Here is an 18,803-nt window from a genome sequence, read left to right as displayed (position 1 = left end):
TAAAAGATTATCTATTACTTATTAAAAATTTTTGGGCCTTTACGCATGTTTTTGCGATCGTTTTTTGGCGTCTCCATTTTCTGCGAACGTCCGCCACCTCGTTTCTTTTTGATTAATTCTAACATTTTCTCTTTTTGATTCATTTTTACACCGCCTTTACCAGTAAAGTAACTGATTCGACATGATACGTTTGTGGGAATAGATCCACTGGTTGAACTTTCACCGCATGGTACCCTAGATCTTCATACCGTCTCAAATCCCGTGCTAATGTAGCTGGATTACACGAAATATAAATGATTTTTTCTGGATTGACTGCTGCTGAAGCTTCGATAAATTTTTCATCTAGGCCTTTTCTTGGCGGATCAACAAAAATTACGGTTGGTTCGATTCCTTCTCGTGCCCAACGCGACATAATCTTCTCCGCTTTACCGATTTCATAATTCGCATTTTTTATTCCATTTGCTTGTGCATTTGCCTTAGCATCTTCAATCGCTTGTGGAACGATTTCGACTCCATACACATGCTTCACTTTTTCAGCAAAAGATAAACCAATCGTTCCGATCCCACAATATGCATCTACGACGACATCCTCACTGTCTAATTCAGCAAAGTCAATTGCTGTTTGATACAAGACTTCCGTCTGTTTTGTATTTACTTGATAAAAAGACTGTGGTGAAATACGGTATGTTTTCCCTAACAAAGTATCATTGATCGTTGCTTTTCCGAAAAGTACTTTTTCTTCGCGTCCCATAATTACATTAGTTTTTTCAGGATTAATATTTTGAATGACAGAAACTACTTCTGGCAATTCGGCTTTGATCATTTCTGCGATTTCGTTTCCCTTAAAAAACCGTTCTGCTCTAGTTACTAGGATTACCATCATCTCATGACTATAATGACCACGACGAATTACGATATGGCGAATAAATCCTGTATTCTCACGTTCATTATACGCTTTAACATTGAAACGTTGTAAAATATTCCGCACAGCGACGATTGCTTGATCAATTTTAGGATCTTGAATGAAATAATCTTCAATTGGTAAAAGGACATGGGAATTTTTACGATAAAAACCAGTCGTCAATTGATTATCGACTTTTTGAACTGGAATCTGTGCCTTATTTCGATAAGCAAACGGTTTTTCCATTCCAATCGTTGGTGCGACAGGTAATTTTGGCAGTTTGGCAATATTTTTTAAAACTTTTTCAATTTGTTGTTGTTTAAAGCGCAATTGATAGTCGTAGGTCATATGACTTAATGGCGCAATACCACTTCTCAATAATGCTGAATCTTTTACTTCTTGACGTTCAGGATTTGCGCTAGTACGTTCAAGCACTTTACCATAGCCAAATTTCTTGCCAACTTTGACTGCTTTAATCGTCATTTCTTCTTCTGGCAAAGCATTTTCAATAAATAACGGGTAGCCGTTGATGTGAGCGACGCCTAATCCTTCATGGGATAAGTCATCAATCGTAACACTATATGTTTGATTTTTTTCTACTGAGGTCATTTCATTCTCCTTCAAGGCTGATTTACCTATTCTAATGAATTCTAATCGAAAAAGCAAGATGTGCCAAGTGTTAGTCCCTTAAGAGTTTTGTAAGAATGGCTATTTGCTTGGTACTTAGATTACTTGTTATTGAATCATGCTTTCATTTATAAAAGAAGTTCCTTGTATTTTTTACAAATTTAAAAAAACGTTTCTGCCCTACGACAGAAACGTTTAGACTTACTCCTCTGAATCTTCTTGGATTTTTTCGTATTCTTTGACGAGTTCAATCCCGGCTTCACGGGTTTGATCATCATCTCCTAAAATGGCATCATCGCTGATTTCGTCGGTATTTGCATAAAATTCGATATGCTGATGCAAGTTTTCAAAACGCATCGGAGCATCCCCGCCGTATTCACCATCTAGATTGATCATCATTTTCTTATCCGTATCAATCAAACTAGCATCTAAGAAACTTGTTTTGACATACAAAACTTTGGCGTCATTGACATGTTTTCCGCCATTTAATACTAATGTGATCAAACGGACGATCTCGAAAAGATTTGCTGTTTTAACGACAATCAATGAAAATTTCCCATCATCTAATTTAGCATCCGGAGCGATAGTTTCAAAACCGCCGATAGAATTGGTCAATCCTAAGAAAAACATTGACGCATTGCCTTCATATTCGCCGCCTTCATAGACTAACCGCATTTTTGTCGGTTTAATCCGCGGAAGCATTTCAGCTCCTTTTGCTAAATATGCTAAATACCCAAAAATACTTTTTAGTTCAGATGGAACTTCATAAGTCAATTCCGTCAAAGAACCTCCGGCTGCGATATTGATGAAATACGTTCCTGCTGCTTTTCCGATATCCATTTTAACTGTTTGTTGTTTTTGAATAACTTCAGCTGCCGCTTTAACATCCCCGCGTGGTACTTTTAATGCACGGGCGTAGTCATTTGTAGTGCCCGCTGGAATGATAGCCATTTTGGGCCGGTTTTTCAATCCAGCGATTCCATTGACCACTTCATTGATCGTTCCATCACCACCGGCGGCAACGACCAGCTCAAAGCCAGCCTTTGCAGCTCGGGTCGCTTCATTTTTGGCTGAATCAGGATCGGGAGTCGTAGCAAAGGCACTCGCTTCATAACCTGCTTTTTCAATGGCATCTAAGATATCTGCCAAATTATTGCGCATGATCTCTTTTCCGGATACTGGATTATAAATCAGTCGTGCTTTTCTCATGATCGAGCTCCTTACCGTTTTGCTAATTCCTCTTGAAGTAATTTATTTACTACACCAGGATTTGCTTTTCCTTTAGTTGCCTTCATAATTTGTCCAACTAGGAAGCCAACTGCCCGATCTTTACCGTTTTTGAAGTCTTCCACGGATTGTTCGTTGTTATCTAACACTTCGTTGATCATTGGCAATAATTGAGCAGGGTCAGATAATTGAACAAGACCTTTTGCTTCAACAACTGTTTTTGCATCACCGCCGTTTTGAATCAACTCACGGAATACTTTTTTGGCGATCTTAGAACTGATCGTCCCATCAGCGATTAGTTTAATCATCCCCGCTAAATTATTCGGTGTTAATTTCGTATCGTCTAATTCCAGTTTTTCACTGTTTAGATAGGCTGAAACTTCCCCCATCAACCAGTTAGAAGCTTGTTTAGCATCTGCGCCTTCTCGTAGTGTTTCTTCAAAGAAGTCAGACATCTCACGACTCAATGTCAAGACCATTGAATCATATTCTGGTAATCCTAAATCAGTAACGTAGCGGTCGCGGCGTGCTGCAGGCATTTCTGGTAATGATTCACGAACCGTTTCAATCCATTCATCATCAATCTCAAAACGTGGAATATCTGGTTCTGGGAAGTAACGATAATCACTTGAACCTTCTTTTACCCGCATCAAGATTGTTTTATTTGTTCCTTCATCGTAACGACGCGTTTCTTGTTGAATCGTTCCGCCAGATAATAAAACTTTGGTTTGGCGTTGGACTTCAAACGTCAGACCTTTTTTAACAAAACTGATTGAATTTAAGTTCTTTAATTCGGTTTTAGTTCCAAATTCTTCTTGACCGTAAGGACGTAAAGAAATATTGGCGTCACAACGCATCGAGCCTTCTTCCATTTTTACATCGCTGACGCCGGTAAATTGGATAATCGAACGCAAAGCTTCTAAATAAGCATTGGCTTCTTCTGGTGAACGCATATCTGCTTCAGAAACGATTTCAATCAGTGGTGTACCTTGTCGGTTTAAATCGACATAGGAATAGCCACCGATTCCGTGCATGTTTTTACCAGCATCTTCTTCTAAGTGTACCCGTTCAATCCGGATTTTTTTCTTTTTACCGTTGACATCAATCTCGATCCAACCATCATGACCGATTGGTTCATCAAATTGTGAAATTTGATAAGCTTTCGGATTATCTGGATAGAAATAGTTTTTACGATCAAAATGCATATTTTTTGAGATTTCACAGTTCAATGCAAGAGCGGCTTTCATGCCAAATTCGATTGCTGTTTTGTTCATGACTGGCAAGACACCTGGATAACCCCAGTCGATGATATTTGTATTTGTATTCGCTTCTGCACCAAAGTGAGCGGGCGCAGGTGAAAAGATTTTAGAGTTTGTTTTTAATTCTACATGGACTTCAAGTCCAATGACTGTCTCTAAATTCATTATTTGTCCCCCCCTAAAATCACAGGTCTTTGTTTATGGAAATCTGTCGCTTGTTCAAAAGCGTAAGCTGCTTTATACATCGTTGATTCATCAAAATGCTTCCCGATGATTTGTAAACCAACTGGCAAGCCTTCTGAAAATCCTGCTGGAATCGACATTCCTGGCAGACCTGCTAAGTTCACAGGAATCGTTAAAATATCATTTAGATACATCGTAATTGGATCATTAATATTTTCACCGATACCAAAAGCAACAGTCGGTGCTGTTGGGCCAATAATCAAATCATATTCAGCAAAAATTTTGTCAAAATCTCGTTTAATCAATGTCCGTACTTGTCCAGCTTTTTTGAAGTATGCATCATAATAACCAGCTGAAAGTGAGAAAGTCCCCAACATAATCCGGCGTTTTACTTCATCGCCAAATCCTTCAGTCCGTGTATTTACATAGACATCTTCCAAGTTTTGAACATCTTCTGAACGGTAACCATAACGAATCCCGTCAAAACGTTGCAAGTTTGAACTTGCTTCTGATGAGGCAATGATGTAATACACTTCTACACCATATTTTGAATACGGCAAACTAACTTCTTCTACTGTCGCACCTAACGCTTTAAATGTTTCTACCGCTTTGACGATTGCTGCTTTGACCCCTGGTTCGATTCCTTCGGCCATATATTCTTTGGGCAAAGCAATCTTCATTCCTTTGATGTCCCCAGTCAAACCTGCCGCAAAATCAGGTACAGAAACACCAGCAGAAGTACCATCTTTAGGATCGTAACCACTGATTGCATTTAATGCCAAGGCATTGTCTTTAACCGTACGAGTAAATGGCCCAATTTGGTCTAATGACGAAGCAAAAGCGATCAGCCCAAAACGTGAAACACGTCCATAGGTAGGTTTCAATCCGACGATTCCATTAAATGCTGCTGGTTGGCGGATACTACCGCCTGTATCGCTCCCTAAAGAAACTGGGATTTCACCGGCAGCCACTGCTGCTGCTGAACCACCAGAAGAACCGCCAGGAACTTTTGTTTGATCCCAAGCATTTTTCGTTTTCTTGAAATAAGATGTCTCACTAGATCCACCCATCGCAAATTCATCCATGTTGAGTTTTCCAACGGGAATTAAATCAGCACCATAGACTTTTTCCATTACTGTCGCATCATAGATTGGTTCGAAATTCGACAAGATTTTCGATGCTGCGGTAGTCAAAATACCTTTTGTAACAATATTATCTTTGATCCCGATTGGAATACCAGCCATTGCATTTTCTTCAGTAATTCCTTTAGCATCGATTGCTTTGGCTAAATCCATCGCTTTTTCTTCGTTTAATGTAATAAATGCATCGATATCTTTTTCTGTTTCTTTAATACGAGCATAAGTTTCACTTGTCAGATCAGTTGCAGTGATTTCTTTTGAAACAAGTAATCCATGAAGTTCTTCAATTGATTTATCATATAATTTTTCCATTACGCACCAGCCTCTCCGTTGTCAATGATCGCCGGAACTTTGATAAACCCATCTTCACTTTCCGGCACATTTTTCATCAACTCATCGCGTGACCAGCCCGGTGCAGCGACGTCTTCTCGCATGACATTGATTGATTCTGAGACATTTGAAGTAAAAGGTACTCCTTCAGTGTCCACCTCTCCTAATTGTTCAACCATGTCGATTATTTTCCCTAATTGATCGGTAAATCCGGCCAATTCATCATCTGAAAAAGAAAGTTTCGCAAGTTTTGCTACATGTTTGACTTGTTCTTCATTGATTGCCATAATATCCCTCTTTCTTTTGTCAATTTTCAATCATTTTATCATAACTCTATTAGAATTCACGTTTTTTTCTTGAAATTTTTCGAAAAAATTGTTCAATTCAAACAATTTAAATGAGATAGATTTTAATAGAGCCGACGCTTTTTTATAATACTCGTTCGTTAATAGGCTCGTCAACAATCTTCTAAACAAAATTAGCTAATCTGTCTGACTTTCTTCAATTGCTTGAATCATTTGCTTTTCATCCCAAATTTCAACGCCTAAGCTTTGTGCTTTGCTCAATTTGCTTCCGGCCTCTTCACCAGCTACAACGATATCTGTTTTTTTCGATACGCTACCTGTGACTTTTCCGCCGAGTGCTTGAATTTTTTCTTTTGCCTCTTCGCGCGTATAATCAATCAATTTTCCAGTCAACACGACCGTTTTATTTTTAAAAGGAGAGTCAACTTCTGCTAATTGACTGCTTCGAAGCCCTTTATATTTCAAATTCACACCACGATCAGCGAGTTCCCGCATCAACTCATGGACCTCTTCATTTTCAAAATAAGTTACGACACTATCTGCAATCGTTTCACCAATCGTGTTTAAACTGACGATCTCTTCTTTTGTTCCTTGGCTAAGAGCTGTAAGACTGCCAAAATGTTCAGCCAATATTCCAGCAGCTTTGGCACCTACATGACGGATTCCTAACCCAAAAATCAAACGCTCTACCGAATTTTCCTTACTTGCAGCGATCGCTGTCAAGATATTTTCAGCTGATTTATCTTTGATCTTTTCCAGTGTCAACAACTGTTCTTTGTCTAATGCATAAAGATCTGCGACATCTGCGACCAACCCTTTGTCAAACATTTGTGCCAAGACGCGAGGGCCTAAGCCATCGATATTCATCGCATTCCTTGAAACAAAGTGATTTAAACCTTCTTTTATCTGTGCCGGACATTTTGGATTGATACAGCGCAGTGCGACTTCTTCGTCTAAGTGGACTAACTCACTGTTGCAAATCGGACAATGAGACGGTATTGGATAGCTTGTGCTATTTGCTGGACGTTTTTCCAAAATAACTTGTGCAACTTCGGGAATGATATCGCCTGCCTTATAAACTAAAATCGTATCATTTAACCGAATATCTTTTTTTTCGATGTAATCACTATTATGCAGACTTGCTCGACCAACTGTCGTACCTGCTAAACGAACAGGTTTCATTATTGCCGTGGGGGTCAATACTCCAGTCCGGCCAACCGTCCAATCGATGTCTAATAACAGCGTTTGTGCTTCTTCTGGTGGGAATTTATAGGCTGTGGCCCAACGCGGTGCTTTCACCGTGAAGCCCAAGTCGTCTTGCACATCAAATTCATTGACTTTAATCACGATACCATCAATTTCATAGGGCAGTTGATCCCGCGTTTTGTGGAATGCTTCGATATATTCCCATACCTCATCAATTGTCTTGCAAACACGATGTTCAGGATTTGTTCGAAAGCCTAAACGAGACATCTCAGTTAGGGCATGGTCTTGTGTAGTAGATTCCAACGGTCCAAAATCAGCCAGCGTATACAAAAAGGTACTTAGATTACGTTTTGCTGCGATTTTTGTATCTAATTGCCGCAAACTTCCCGCTGCGGCGTTCCGTGGATTGGCAAAAACTTCTTTGCCTTCTTCTTCTCGTTGTTGATTTAATTTAATAAAAGAAGCTTTTGGCATATAGCATTCTCCGCGAACTTCGATCGTCAAGGGTTCTTTTAAACGAAAGGGAATTGACTTGACTGTTTTTAAATTCTCAGTGATATTTTCGCCAACTGTTCCATCGCCGCGGGTCGCTCCTTGAATGAAGAGTCCTTCTTCATACTTTAAGGAAATCGACAGACCATCGATCTTCAGTTCACAACAATAGGAGACGGGATGTCCTACCGCTTTTTTGACCCGCTCGTCAAAAGCAATCAATTCTTCTTTGCTAAATACATCGTTCAAACTGTATAAAGGAACATCATGTACAACTTTTTCAAATCCTTCCAGTACTTTGCCTCCGACACGTTGTGTGGGCGATTCTGGGGTAATCAGGTCTGGGTATTCCATTTCGATTGCAACTAGCTCTTGATATTTTTTATCATAAACAAAATCTTCCACAGTGGGTTGATCTTGTACATAATATTCATACGCATATTGGTTCAGTTCCTCACGAAGTTTTACGGAACGTTCTTCTGCTGCTTGAAAGGTCAGTGGTTCCAAAAAATTCCCTCCTAACTTTTTTAAAGATTAATCATCTCTTCTCCTAGTAATTCTAGGAAACATTATAAAACTCAGCGTTAAACTTTTTCGATTGGTGCAAAGGCTGCTAACAATCGTTTGATTCCTTGTTGTGGAAATGCGATATCCAATTCAATGTCTTTAGCCTTACCGCTGACTTTTACCACTGTTCCAATTCCCCATTTTCTATGCTGAACTTTATCACCAGGATTCCAGTTCTCATTTTCACCACCAGAGGCCTTCTTTGTCATGACTGGTTCACGAGTAGCCTGTTGATATTTAGGACTCATTGGATTGTTTTTGAATGGGCTGTTCACTGCTTTTGATTGCGGCTGTATCCCTACAGGATTCAATAAGCTGTCATCAATTTCAGCGATGAAACGAGAAGGCTGATTGTACTGCGTTTTCCCGTAAAGCGTTCGCGAGAATGCGTTGGTCAAATACAGACTTTGTTCTGCACGTGTGATACCGACATATGCCAAGCGGCGTTCTTCTTCTAATTCAGCTTCTTCCATCAATGACCGAGACAATGGGAAAATTTTTTCTTCCATCCCAATCAAAAAGACAATTGGAAACTCTAGACCTTTTGCCGCATGCAATGTCATCAACGTTACTTGTGCGCTGTCTTCTTGATAATCATCCAAGTCTGAAACCAACGCTAAATCGTTTAAGAAAATAGCAAGTTTTTCTTCTGGGGCATCCGCTTCTTCATCATCCTGTACTTCATTTCGCTTATCAAATTCTTTTGTAACTGTTCGAAATTCTTCTAAATTTTCTAGACGTGATTCTGCTTCTAAAGTTCGCTGATTTTTTAATTCAGCCAAATAACCGGTTCGTTCCAATACTTGATCGACTAGCTCTGTTACAGGAAGGTATTCAATCATTTCTTGAAATTGTGTGATCATCATACCAAATTCACCAATCATTCGTCCTGCCTTGCCCGAAATATTCGCTAAGTCTACATTTTGAGCTGCTTCTACCATTGACCAATCGTGCATTGTTGCAAAAGCTCTTAGTTTTTCGACTGAAGCAGCGCCGATGCCGCGTTTTGGTGTATTAATCACTCGTTCAAAACTAACGCCATCGCGGGCATTGTTGATGATATTTAAATAAGCAATGATATCTTTAATTTCTTTGCGATCGTAGAATTTATGCCCACCAACCATCGTATACGGAATATTTGATTTGACTAATGTGTCCTCAATGATCCGAGATTGAGCATTCGTTCGGTACAAGACCGCAAAATCATTGTAACTATGATTATTTTTTTGGATCTCTTCTTTTATCTTGCTGACGATAAATTGCGCTTCATCTCTTTCGCTATCTGCACGATAATATGTGATTTGTTCTCCTGCATGATTATCCGTCCAAAGATTTTTTTCTCGCCGGTTGCTGTTGTTTTTAATCACTTGATTCGCCGCATCTAAAATACTTTTAGTCGAGCGATAATTTTGTTCTAGCAAAATAACAGTTGCATCGTTATAGTCTTTTTCAAAGTCTAAAATATTTTGCATATCAGCTCCGCGCCAACCGTAGATACTTTGATCCGCATCGCCTACGACACATAAATTGCGAAAACGCGCCGCTAACAAATTGACTAACGTATACTGAGCATGATTGGTATCTTGATATTCATCGACATGCAGATAATGAAATTTATTTTGATAATACGTCAAAACCGCTTCATTTTCGTCGAATAAACGGATCGTATTCATAATCAAATCATCAAAATCCATACTCTGATTGTTCCGCAAAGCTTTTTGATAGGCCTCGTAACAACGTGCCACGATTTCTTCAAAAAAAGATCCTTGTCGTTCTCCATATGTTTCCGGAGTCAACAATTCGTTTTTAGCATTACTGATTGCTCCTAAAATCGAGCGTGGATCATACTTTTTAGGATCAATATTCAATTCTTTCAAGATTCGTTTCATCAACGTCAATTGATCTGAACCATCCAAAATAGTAAAATTCCGATCATAACCGATGGCATCAACATCTCGACGTAAAATCCGCACACACATTGAGTGAAAAGTTGAAACCCAAACATCTTGGCCGCCTTGACCTAAAATACTATTTACTCGCTCTTTCATCTCACGCGCAGCTTTATTGGTAAAGGTGATTGCTAAGATATTCCAAGGATTGACATTTTTTTCTTCTATTAAGTAAGCAATTCGATGGGTCAAAACTCGTGTCTTCCCACTTCCTGCTCCTGCCATAATCAATAATGGGCCTTCGGTGTGAAGCACCGCTTCTTTTTGTTTAGGGTTAAGTCCTGCTAACAACTCTTGCTTGTTTGGCATGCAAAACGTCCTTTCTTTATTCAATCTTTTTTATTATAGCATCTCAGAAAGTTTCGCGACACTAGCAACAATTTAAAAAAGCGGATTCATTGATTCAGTCTTGTTTTTCTTAGGAATTCGCGCTAAATTGAATAGTGGTTATGGAGGGAGAACATGAAAAACGAGCATGAAATCAAGCGTTTAGACAGTACAAAAGTAATCTTTATTTTAAAAGGCGTCTTAATCGGCGCACTTGCTGGCGTAGTCGTTAGTTTATTCCGGTTATTGATCGAAAAAATTATGACACACGTCGTAACACTTTATCTCTGGTTTAAGATAAATCCTTTATGGATGATTCCTTGGGCTTTAGTGATGCTCGCTATCGCCTTTATTGTTGGTCGTTTAATGAAGTCAGAGCCCAACATCAAAGGCAGCGGGATTCCTCAAGTAGAAGGAACGTTGCAAGGAGAAATCAAATTAAACTGGTTCTCAATCCTTTGGAAAAAATTTATTGGCGGAATTTTATCAGTCGGTTCGGGGTTATTTCTTGGGCGCGAAGGTCCATCGATTCAATTAGGGGCAATGGTCGGTCAAGGATTTAGTGAATATACACAAGCTTCTACTTCCGAAAAAAAAATCTTTATCTCCAGTGGTGCCGCCGCTGGACTAAGTGCTGCGTTTAACGCGCCAATCGCCGGATTATTATTTGTGATTGAAGAAGTTCACCATCATTTTTCACCTTTAATTTGGTTGACTTCACTCACCGCTGCGCTGACAGCAAATCTGGTTTCACTTAATTTTTTTGGTTTAAAACCTGTTTTGTTTATTGCCAATGTCCCATCGTTACCATTGAAATATTACGGCTTATTGCTTCTTCTTGGTGTAATTTTAGGAATTCTTGGCTATGTCTACCAAGTGGTACTTTTGGCATTGCCAAAATTGTATAAACGTTCTCATTTACCAGAGCATCTTTACGGAATCATTCCCTTTTTATTGATCATTCCAGTTGCGTTCTTTTTCCCACATTATTTAGGTGGCGGAAACCAAATCGTTTTAGCTATCGGTGAGAAAAATTTTTCGTTAGCTTTATTGATCTTATTATTTTTTCTTCGCTTTATTTTTTCAATGGTTTCTTATGGGGCAAATTTACCTGGTGGAATCTTTTTACCTATTCTGACTTTGGGCGCTTTAATTGGTGGAATCTACGGAACGGTTTTACATCAATGGTTTGGAATAGACCCACTGTTAATCAGCGATTTTGCTATTTTTGCTATGGCTGGTTATTTCACCGCGATTGGTAAAGCACCTTTGACAGCGATTATTTTAGTAACAGAGATGGTTGGTAATATCACTCATTTGATGCCGTTAGCTGTTTGTTCGCTAACAGCATATGTAATTAATGATTTATTAGGTGGAAATCCAATCTATGAATCCTTGCTGGAACGTTTGCTTGCAGGGCATACTCCTAGTATTACCGGTAATAAGACAATCATTGAAATCCCTGTTACTGCGGAAAGTTCTCTAGACGGAATGATGGTCCGCGATTTCAATTGGCCTGACGAGATGTTATTGATTTCGATCCGACGAGGTTCAGCTGAAATACTCACTCATGGCGATACCGTCATGAAAGTTGGCGATCTGCTAATGATATTAACAGATGAAGGTCATACACAAAAAATCAAACAACAGATTCATAAACGATCTTATGCAGCAATCTCCAAAAAACAAGAAGCAATCCGAGGCTGAGTTTTACTCAACCTCGGATTTTTTAGTAAATACCCAATTTATGTCATATTTAGTCCCCATACCTCTTGATCAAAGTCACTAAGATCATACACATCGTAGCATCCATCTCTAACATTTTTTATATACTAATAAAATCCAATTATCATCAAACTAAGAAAACAGAATTTTCTAGTTTTTGGCTTGCACACTCTAGTAATTGCTATCAATAGGCGCTATTATTCAAAAGTTTGTAAAACTATTTATTTTTCATCAGATGAAAAATAAGATAAATCCAGACTAAAGAAGACAAAGACTTTTTTTTGCTGTTTTTGAATGTTTTTGACTGTTTTGTCTTGTGTTACAAAAATAATTATGCTAATATTTCAATTGAAGGGGGATTGAAAATGCTTACAGAAGAACGACATAAAAAAATTATCGAATGGTTGGAACGCGATGGTTTAGTTAAATCACAAGATTTAATCCAATGGTTAAACTCCTCTGAATCTACAGTCCGTAGAGATCTTCATGAATTAGAAGAACTTGGATTACTAGAACGCATCCACGGAGGTGCGAAACGTCCACAACATCTTGAACAAGAATTAGGGATGGATGAAAAATCATCCAAAAACGTTCAACAAAAGAAAATAATCGCCAAATATGCGGCAAATCTCCTTTCTGAAGGCGATGTCATTTATTTAGATGCTGGAACGACTACCTCCGAAATGATTCCATTTATGAAAAAACAAAAAGTTACGGTCGTTACAAATTCAGTCGGACTTGCTGCTCATTTAGTCGAAGCGCAAATCGCTACGATCGTCCTGGGCGGCCGAATAAAATTAACAACTGATGCAGTTGTTGGCTCGCAAGCGTTAGAACAACTGAAACAATACCGTTTTAATAAAGCTTTTATGGGGATGAATGGCATCCATTCTGACAGTGGTTATTCGACACCCGATCCTGAAGAAGCCATTTTAAAAAGAACTGCGATCCAACAAGCCGAAGAAGCCTTTGTCTTAGTCGATCACAGTAAATTTAATCAGACAAGTTTTGTCCGTGTCGCTTCTTTATCAGCTGCTTCAATCCTCACTGATACCTGTCCTTTGATAATCCGTGATCAAATCACAGAACAAACTACCTTGAAGGAGGTTTCTGTATGATCTATACAGTAACACTAAACCCATCAATCGATTATATCGTTCACGTCGATCAATTAACGATTGGTGCTGTCAATCGAATGAAAAATGACTTGAAATTACCTGGAGGTAAAGGAATCAATGTTTCACGTATTTTAAAACGAATCAAACATGAATCCACCGCTTTAGGCTTTATTGGCGGTTTTACCGGAAACTTCATCAATGAATGGATGAAGCAAGAAAACATTCAAACAAACTTTACGACTGTGGCTGACGACACTCGTATCAATATCAAACTAAAAGCCCACGAAGAAACTGAGATCAACGGTCAAGGTCCCCTTGTTTCTACTGATGAGATGAACAAACTAAAAAAAATCCTAGAAAATTTGACAGCGGCTGATATCGTGGTACTGTCTGGCAGCAAACCTGCCAGTGTTCCAACAGGTTTTTATCAAGAATTAATTGAAATCATTACATCATGCAATGCTGAGTTCGTGATTGATACAACTGGTGCTGATTTAATGGATGCTCTAGAGAAACGACCACTATTAGTCAAACCAAACAATCATGAACTAGCCGAATTGTATCAAACGACTTTTAATTCTGTGGAGGATATCTATCCTTTCGGTCAACGATTACTCGATGAAGGTGCACAATATGCTCTGGTCTCTATGGCTGGTGATGGCGCATTGCTCTTTACCCAAAACGGAATCTATCGCTCAAATGTTTTAAATCGACCTGTAAAAAATTCAGTTGGCGCGGGTGATTCAATGATTGCTGGTTTTGTCGGTAATTTTACTCAGACTAAAGATCCTGTTGAAGCCTTTAAATGGGGAGTAGCCTGTGGCAGTGCAACTACTTTTTCAGATGATTTAGCCACAGCTGCCTTTATCCAAGAATTATTACCAGAGGTACAGATCACTCAAGTCCAATAAGTTTGATCTTACTTACTGTTAAAATAGGAATCTATAAAAATTGGAGGAATTATGATGGAGATTAAAGATTTATTGATCAAAGATGCCATGATCATGGATTTACAGGCCACTACTAAAAAAGCCGCAATCGATGAAATGGTTCAAAAGATGTATGCTGCTGGCCGAATCTCAGATATCGATGTTTACAAAGACGGGATCTTGAAGCGCGAAGCACAAACTTCAACCGGATTAGGCGATGGGATTGCAATGCCTCATGCAAAAAATAGTGCAGTCAAAGAAGCGACCGTTTTATTTGCCAAAAGTCAAAACGGTGTGGACTACGAATCATTAGATGGCCAACCTACTTACCTATTCTTTATGATTGCTGCTCCAGAAGGTGCTAATGATACTCATCTTCAAGCACTAGCAGCTTTATCAAGACTTTTGATCAATCCTGATTTTGTCGCAAAATTAAAAGCAGCAGAAACACCTGAACAAGTACAAGCAACTTTTGAAACCGCTGAAAAAGCCAAAGAAGCAGAAGAAAAAGCTGAAGCAGAAGCTGAAAAGGCTGAAGATGGAACTCGACGCTATATCGTAGCGGTCACTGCCTGTCCGACAGGGATTGCTCATACGTATATGGCAGAAGATGCGCTGAAGAAAAAAGCGAAAGAAATGGGCGTCGAAATCAAAGTTGAAACAAATGGTTCCGAAGGCATCAAGCACCGCTTAACGGAAGAAGATATTGCTCGTGCAGCCGGCGTAATCGTCGCTGCGGATAAAAAAGTCGAGATGAATCGTTTCAATGGGAAAGAATTAGTCAATCGTCCTGTTAGTGATGGAATCCGTAAACCAGAAGAATTGATCAATTTAGCTCTAAGTGGTAAAGCTCCTGTTTATCACGGAGATAGTGAAGAATCTTCAGAAACTGAAGAAAAAAGTGACAACGGAACGTTAGGTCAGCGTATCTACAAAGATTTAATGAACGGCGTTTCTCATATGCTGCCATTTGTTATTGGCGGTGGAATCATGATCGCTTTGTCATTCATGATTGACCAATTCATGGGTGTACCGCAATCTGAGTTAGCAAATCTAGGAAATTATAACCAAGCAGCTGGATGGTTCAATCAAATCGGCAGTGCTGCATTTAGTTTCATGTTACCTGTTCTCGCTGGCTTTATCGCATCTAGTATCGCTGATCGACCAGGTTTGATCGTTGGTTTTGCCGCAGGTGCCTTAGCAAATGCCGGTGGCGCTGGATTCTTAGGAGCATTGATTGGCGGGTTCTTAGCTGGTTATGTAATCATTTTCTTGAAGAAATTATTTAAAAACTTACCTAAATCACTTGAAGGAATCAAAGCAATTCTTTTTTATCCTTTCTTTGGTCTATTGATCACTGGTTTCTTGATGCTCTTAGTGAATGTTCCTATGAAAGCAATCAATGATGGTTTAAATGGTTTCTTAACTGGTCTTAGCGGTTCAAATGCCATCTTACTAGGTGCGTTACTTGGCGGAATGATGGCCGTTGACTTAGGCGGACCAATCAATAAAGCCGCTTATGTTTTTGGTACTGCGACCTTAGCTTCAAGCGTTGCTCAAGGCGGATCAATCGTTATGGCAGCAGTTATGGCTGGTGGTATGGTCCCTCCTCTTGCAATTTTTGTTGCAACACGCTTGTTCAAAAACAAATTTGAAAAGAGTCAAGTCGATGCCGGATTGACTAATATCGTCATGGGATTATCTTTTGTAACAGAAGGAGCAATTCCATTTGCGGCAGCTGACCCGATTCGTGTCATCCCAAGTTTTGTAGTTGGTTCTGCACTAGCTGGTGGATTAGTTGGTGCTGTAGGTATTAAATTACTTGCTCCTCACGGTGGTATCTTTGTGGTTTTCCTATTAAGCCACCCACTGCTTTATCTTTTATTCATTGCTATCGGTGCGATTGTTTCAGGAATTATCTATGGTTTAGTCAAAAAACCAGCGAACTAATAACAAAAAAAGATTCGTTCTCATTTTGAGAACGGATCTTTTTATTATTGATAAAAAGCAAGCTTGTTACATCCAGCGATCTTTTCTACGAACACGGACTGGTTGAGGCTTAGGTTTGATTGAAAATAAAACAATCCCGATGAAAAATACGGTAATGGACAGCGGTATAGCTAACGTCGCCAAAGGTAAGGCAAATATCATCCCCACAATCAATAAACAACTTCCCATAATCTTAATGTAACGTTGATCCATAATTATCCGCTCCTTTCAAATTTCGAGTATATCTAACTGATTTTTTAATGTTACCTTCTTTTGATCTATAAAGGAAACGATCAAATGTTTTTTTTCTTTTTCCAAGGAAAAAGTCAACGAATCGTTTTTACGACTGATCTGATGGATCGTCATATCTTTTAACGCTCGTTTCAATTCTTCCAAAGGAAAATCCGAAAAAGCTTTCTTTGGAATAAATAATTGTAAAACAGCAGTATAATCCTTGTAGCGTGTGTCTTGAATCTCAAATTCGATTGAGTCTCGAATATAGTATTCAAAAGCCGCCAGTCCTTTATCTAAGGTCAATTCAGGATATAAAATATGATAATTCATCATTCGCTCACTTTTGTCATCGATCCAGGGAAAATAAGCCAAGGCATTCAACCCGCCCTTCATTCGATTGACTCGATACTGATTCGTCAAAAAATTATAGGTCCGAGTCACAAAATATGAGGCATGCTTCTTTTCGGTCGGTTGAAATCGTTCATTTTGGTATTGAACAGTCTGAATAACAGTATCCTCAAATGCAAATTCAATGTATGGTTGTTTTAACAAGCCTACTCCATTGGTATAAGATAGTTGCGGGATGCCTAATTGATCACGAAGCAATTGTTGAAACTTTAAATTCGCCTCTTCTTGCCATTGAAATGGATCTTTATATAACTTAAAAATAACCCCTTCGCCAAGTTCGGCAACTTCTTCGACTTGCTGGATTTCCAGTAACAGCGGTTTTGCAAATAATTGTTTGTAAGGCGCTCCTAGAAAGATACGCCAACATGCCGTCAAACAAACTCCTTTATAAAAAACATCATAGCCTGGAAAAACATTGCAATCTACGACAACATCTCCATTAAGCCCTTTCATTTTAGGCAATTTTTGCGTTTTTTCTGCTGTTTCAAATGAACGCCGTTTGGACAAGTCACTTGTATTATGGTATAAATATTCAGCATACGAACGAATATATGCGAAAAACCCATGTTGACGCAAGCGAGCTGCCAAATAATCTAGATAAACATTTTCCCAATAATAAAAATTTTTTTTAGCAAGAATATATTTCTCAAATAATCTATCACCCATCAGATGGATCGTCGTTTCTTCCTCATCGTTTCGTAACTGAAGCCAATAATCTTCATTTACGCCAAATTCAGCGATCAGCTGTCGCAGATAATCCAGATCAAATTTTTGATCCTTTCCATTGATCGACATTGTATCTGGTTCCAGCAATAGACGGCTCATAACTAGCCAATCTTCGATCTTCAATTGGATCTCATCTTGTTTCAAATCATACAGCTGACTGACACAATATATCATTTGATTTTTTTCCATTGCCTTCCCCTTTCCTATCTATCTATCTATCTATCTATCTATCTATCTATCTATCTATCTATCTATCTATCTATCTATCTATCTATCTATCTATTATAATTATATCGTAAAGATTAAAAAATCCCTATAAAATTGATTACTATGTTTTAAAAAATTGTATACTATAATAGATTATGTTAAAACTTAATTGGAGGTGCTCAAATGGGACTAAAATTTGAAAAAACCGATGACTTGGATAAATTATTTGAATCTTTTGTAGTTGATCCGGATAAAGATGTACAGAAAAGTGAGGATATTCAAAAATTCTTAAAACCAAAGGTAGAACCAACTGACAAAAAAAAGGACTGAGCATAAGCTCAGTCCTTTTTGATTGCCGCTTCAATCGCCTGCCACGCCTCTTCTTTTCCTTTTTTCGTTTCAGATGAAAAGAGAACGAAGGTATCGTTTGGATCAAAATCCAATTTTTTCTTAATCGCACTTGTGTGTTTGTTCCATTTTCCACGAGGGATCTTATCCGCCTTAGTTGCAACCATGATTACAGGGATATTATAATATTTCAAAAATTCATACATCTGGATATCTTCTTTACTAGGATCGTGTCGAAGATCCACTAACGAGACGACTGCACGTAATTGCTTACGCGTAGTGATATAAGTCTCAATCATTTCTCCCCATTTAGCCCGCTCAGTCTTAGATACTTTCGCGTAACCATATCCAGGTACATCGACAAAATGTAACGCATTTTCGATTAGATAAAAATTCAATGTCTGAGTTTTTCCGGGTTTTCCTGATGTTCGTGCCAGATTTTTACGATCAATTAATGTATTGATAAAAGAAGATTTTCCAACATTTGATCGGCCAGCTAAGGCAATCTCAGGCAATTCTGTTTCCGGATATTGTTTAGGTGAGACCGCGCTGATGACGATCTCTGCATTGTGCACTTTCATTCTTTCACGCCTTTCAAAAAGGGTCC

16 protein-coding genes are annotated in these 18,803 nt (G+C 38.7%); 5 read left to right on the top strand and 11 right to left on the bottom strand.

The window, feature by feature from the left end:
- Nucleotides 1-14 precede the first annotated feature (14 nt).
- The 8 genes from P7D84_RS06350 to pcrA all read right to left on the bottom strand — a co-directional run bounded on the left by P7D84_RS06350 (nucleotide 15) and on the right by pcrA (nucleotide 10,494).
- The gene (locus tag P7D84_RS06350) at nucleotides 15-143 is read right to left on the bottom strand and encodes a hypothetical protein (protein ID WP_311805599.1); all 129 of its coding nucleotides are present in this window, start codon (nucleotides 141-143) and stop codon (nucleotides 15-17) included.
- Nucleotides 144-145: 2 nt separating this feature from the next.
- On the bottom strand, nucleotides 146-1,510 hold the full coding sequence (gene rlmD / locus P7D84_RS06345) for a 23S rRNA (uracil(1939)-C(5))-methyltransferase RlmD (protein WP_137603375.1): 1,365 nt from the start codon (nucleotides 1,508-1,510) through the stop codon (nucleotides 146-148).
- A 219-nt stretch (nucleotides 1,511-1,729) separates the two neighbouring features.
- The gene (locus tag P7D84_RS06340) at nucleotides 1,730-2,737 is read right to left on the bottom strand and encodes a diacylglycerol kinase (protein ID WP_137603376.1); all 1,008 of its coding nucleotides are present in this window, start codon (nucleotides 2,735-2,737) and stop codon (nucleotides 1,730-1,732) included.
- Nucleotides 2,738-2,748: 11 nt separating this feature from the next.
- Nucleotides 2,749-4,179 (bottom strand): Asp-tRNA(Asn)/Glu-tRNA(Gln) amidotransferase subunit GatB, encoded by a 1,431-nt coding sequence (gene gatB / locus P7D84_RS06335; protein ID WP_311805597.1) that lies wholly within the window; start codon nucleotides 4,177-4,179, stop codon nucleotides 2,749-2,751.
- Nucleotides 4,179-5,648: an Asp-tRNA(Asn)/Glu-tRNA(Gln) amidotransferase subunit GatA gene (gene gatA, locus P7D84_RS06330; protein ID WP_311805595.1), complete on the bottom strand. Its 1,470-nt coding sequence runs from the start codon at nucleotides 5,646-5,648 to the stop codon at nucleotides 4,179-4,181. The genes gatB and gatA overlap by 1 nt, the downstream gene beginning before the upstream one ends.
- Entirely contained in the window at nucleotides 5,648-5,953 is a 306-nt protein-coding gene (gatC, locus tag P7D84_RS06325; RefSeq protein ID WP_311805593.1) for an Asp-tRNA(Asn)/Glu-tRNA(Gln) amidotransferase subunit GatC, read from the bottom strand. Before gatC ends, gatA begins: the two co-directional genes overlap by 1 nt.
- Before the next feature lie 195 nt (nucleotides 5,954-6,148).
- A complete protein-coding gene (gene ligA, locus P7D84_RS06320; protein WP_311805591.1) occupies nucleotides 6,149-8,176 on the bottom strand; it encodes an NAD-dependent DNA ligase LigA in 2,028 nt (675 codons plus the stop codon).
- A gap of 77 nt (nucleotides 8,177-8,253) precedes the next feature.
- Nucleotides 8,254-10,494, bottom strand: coding sequence for a DNA helicase PcrA (gene pcrA, locus P7D84_RS06315; RefSeq protein ID WP_311805590.1), 2,241 nt, complete (start codon nucleotides 10,492-10,494; stop codon nucleotides 8,254-8,256).
- Between the two features lie 153 nt (nucleotides 10,495-10,647).
- Here pcrA and P7D84_RS06310 point away from each other — a divergent pair, with 153 nt between their 5' ends.
- The 4 genes from P7D84_RS06310 to P7D84_RS06295 all read left to right on the top strand — a co-directional run bounded on the left by P7D84_RS06310 (nucleotide 10,648) and on the right by P7D84_RS06295 (nucleotide 16,234).
- On the top strand, nucleotides 10,648-12,219 hold the full coding sequence (locus P7D84_RS06310; RefSeq protein WP_311805588.1) for a ClC family H(+)/Cl(-) exchange transporter: 1,572 nt from the start codon (nucleotides 10,648-10,650) through the stop codon (nucleotides 12,217-12,219).
- A 383-nt stretch (nucleotides 12,220-12,602) separates the two neighbouring features.
- On the top strand, nucleotides 12,603-13,355 hold the full coding sequence (locus P7D84_RS06305; protein ID WP_311805586.1) for a DeoR/GlpR family DNA-binding transcription regulator: 753 nt from the start codon (nucleotides 12,603-12,605) through the stop codon (nucleotides 13,353-13,355).
- Entirely contained in the window at nucleotides 13,352-14,266 is a 915-nt protein-coding gene (gene pfkB / locus P7D84_RS06300) for a 1-phosphofructokinase (RefSeq protein WP_311805584.1), read from the top strand. The genes P7D84_RS06305 and pfkB overlap by 4 nt, the downstream gene beginning before the upstream one ends.
- Before the next feature lie 54 nt (nucleotides 14,267-14,320).
- Complete coding sequence (locus P7D84_RS06295; protein WP_311805583.1) at nucleotides 14,321-16,234, top strand: PTS fructose transporter subunit IIABC; 1,914 nt, start codon at nucleotides 14,321-14,323, stop codon at nucleotides 16,232-16,234.
- Between the two features lie 66 nt (nucleotides 16,235-16,300).
- Here the strand turns inward: P7D84_RS06295 and P7D84_RS06290 are convergent, their stop codons facing one another.
- Nucleotides 16,301-16,486, bottom strand: a complete 186-nt coding sequence (locus P7D84_RS06290) for a hypothetical protein (protein ID WP_311805582.1) — start codon at nucleotides 16,484-16,486, stop codon at nucleotides 16,301-16,303.
- A 15-nt stretch (nucleotides 16,487-16,501) separates the two neighbouring features.
- Nucleotides 16,502-17,830: a hypothetical protein gene (locus tag P7D84_RS06285; protein WP_311805581.1), complete on the bottom strand. Its 1,329-nt coding sequence runs from the start codon at nucleotides 17,828-17,830 to the stop codon at nucleotides 16,502-16,504.
- A gap of 201 nt (nucleotides 17,831-18,031) precedes the next feature.
- Here P7D84_RS06285 and P7D84_RS06280 point away from each other — a divergent pair, with 201 nt between their 5' ends.
- Nucleotides 18,032-18,178, top strand: a complete 147-nt coding sequence (locus P7D84_RS06280; protein WP_311805580.1) for an SPJ_0845 family protein — start codon at nucleotides 18,032-18,034, stop codon at nucleotides 18,176-18,178.
- Between the two features lie 8 nt (nucleotides 18,179-18,186).
- Here P7D84_RS06280 and yihA read toward each other — a convergent pair whose 3' ends face one another.
- Nucleotides 18,187-18,777, bottom strand: a complete 591-nt coding sequence (yihA, locus tag P7D84_RS06275) for a ribosome biogenesis GTP-binding protein YihA/YsxC (RefSeq protein WP_311805579.1) — start codon at nucleotides 18,775-18,777, stop codon at nucleotides 18,187-18,189.
- Between the last annotated feature and the right edge of the window lie 26 nt (nucleotides 18,778-18,803).

Origin of the sequence: Enterococcus dongliensis, assembly GCF_031927985.1 — a bacterium.
Taxonomy (GTDB): Bacteria; Bacillota; Bacilli; order Lactobacillales; family Enterococcaceae; genus Enterococcus_A; species Enterococcus_A dongliensis.
This window is presented reverse-complemented; position numbering and strand designations above follow the sequence as displayed.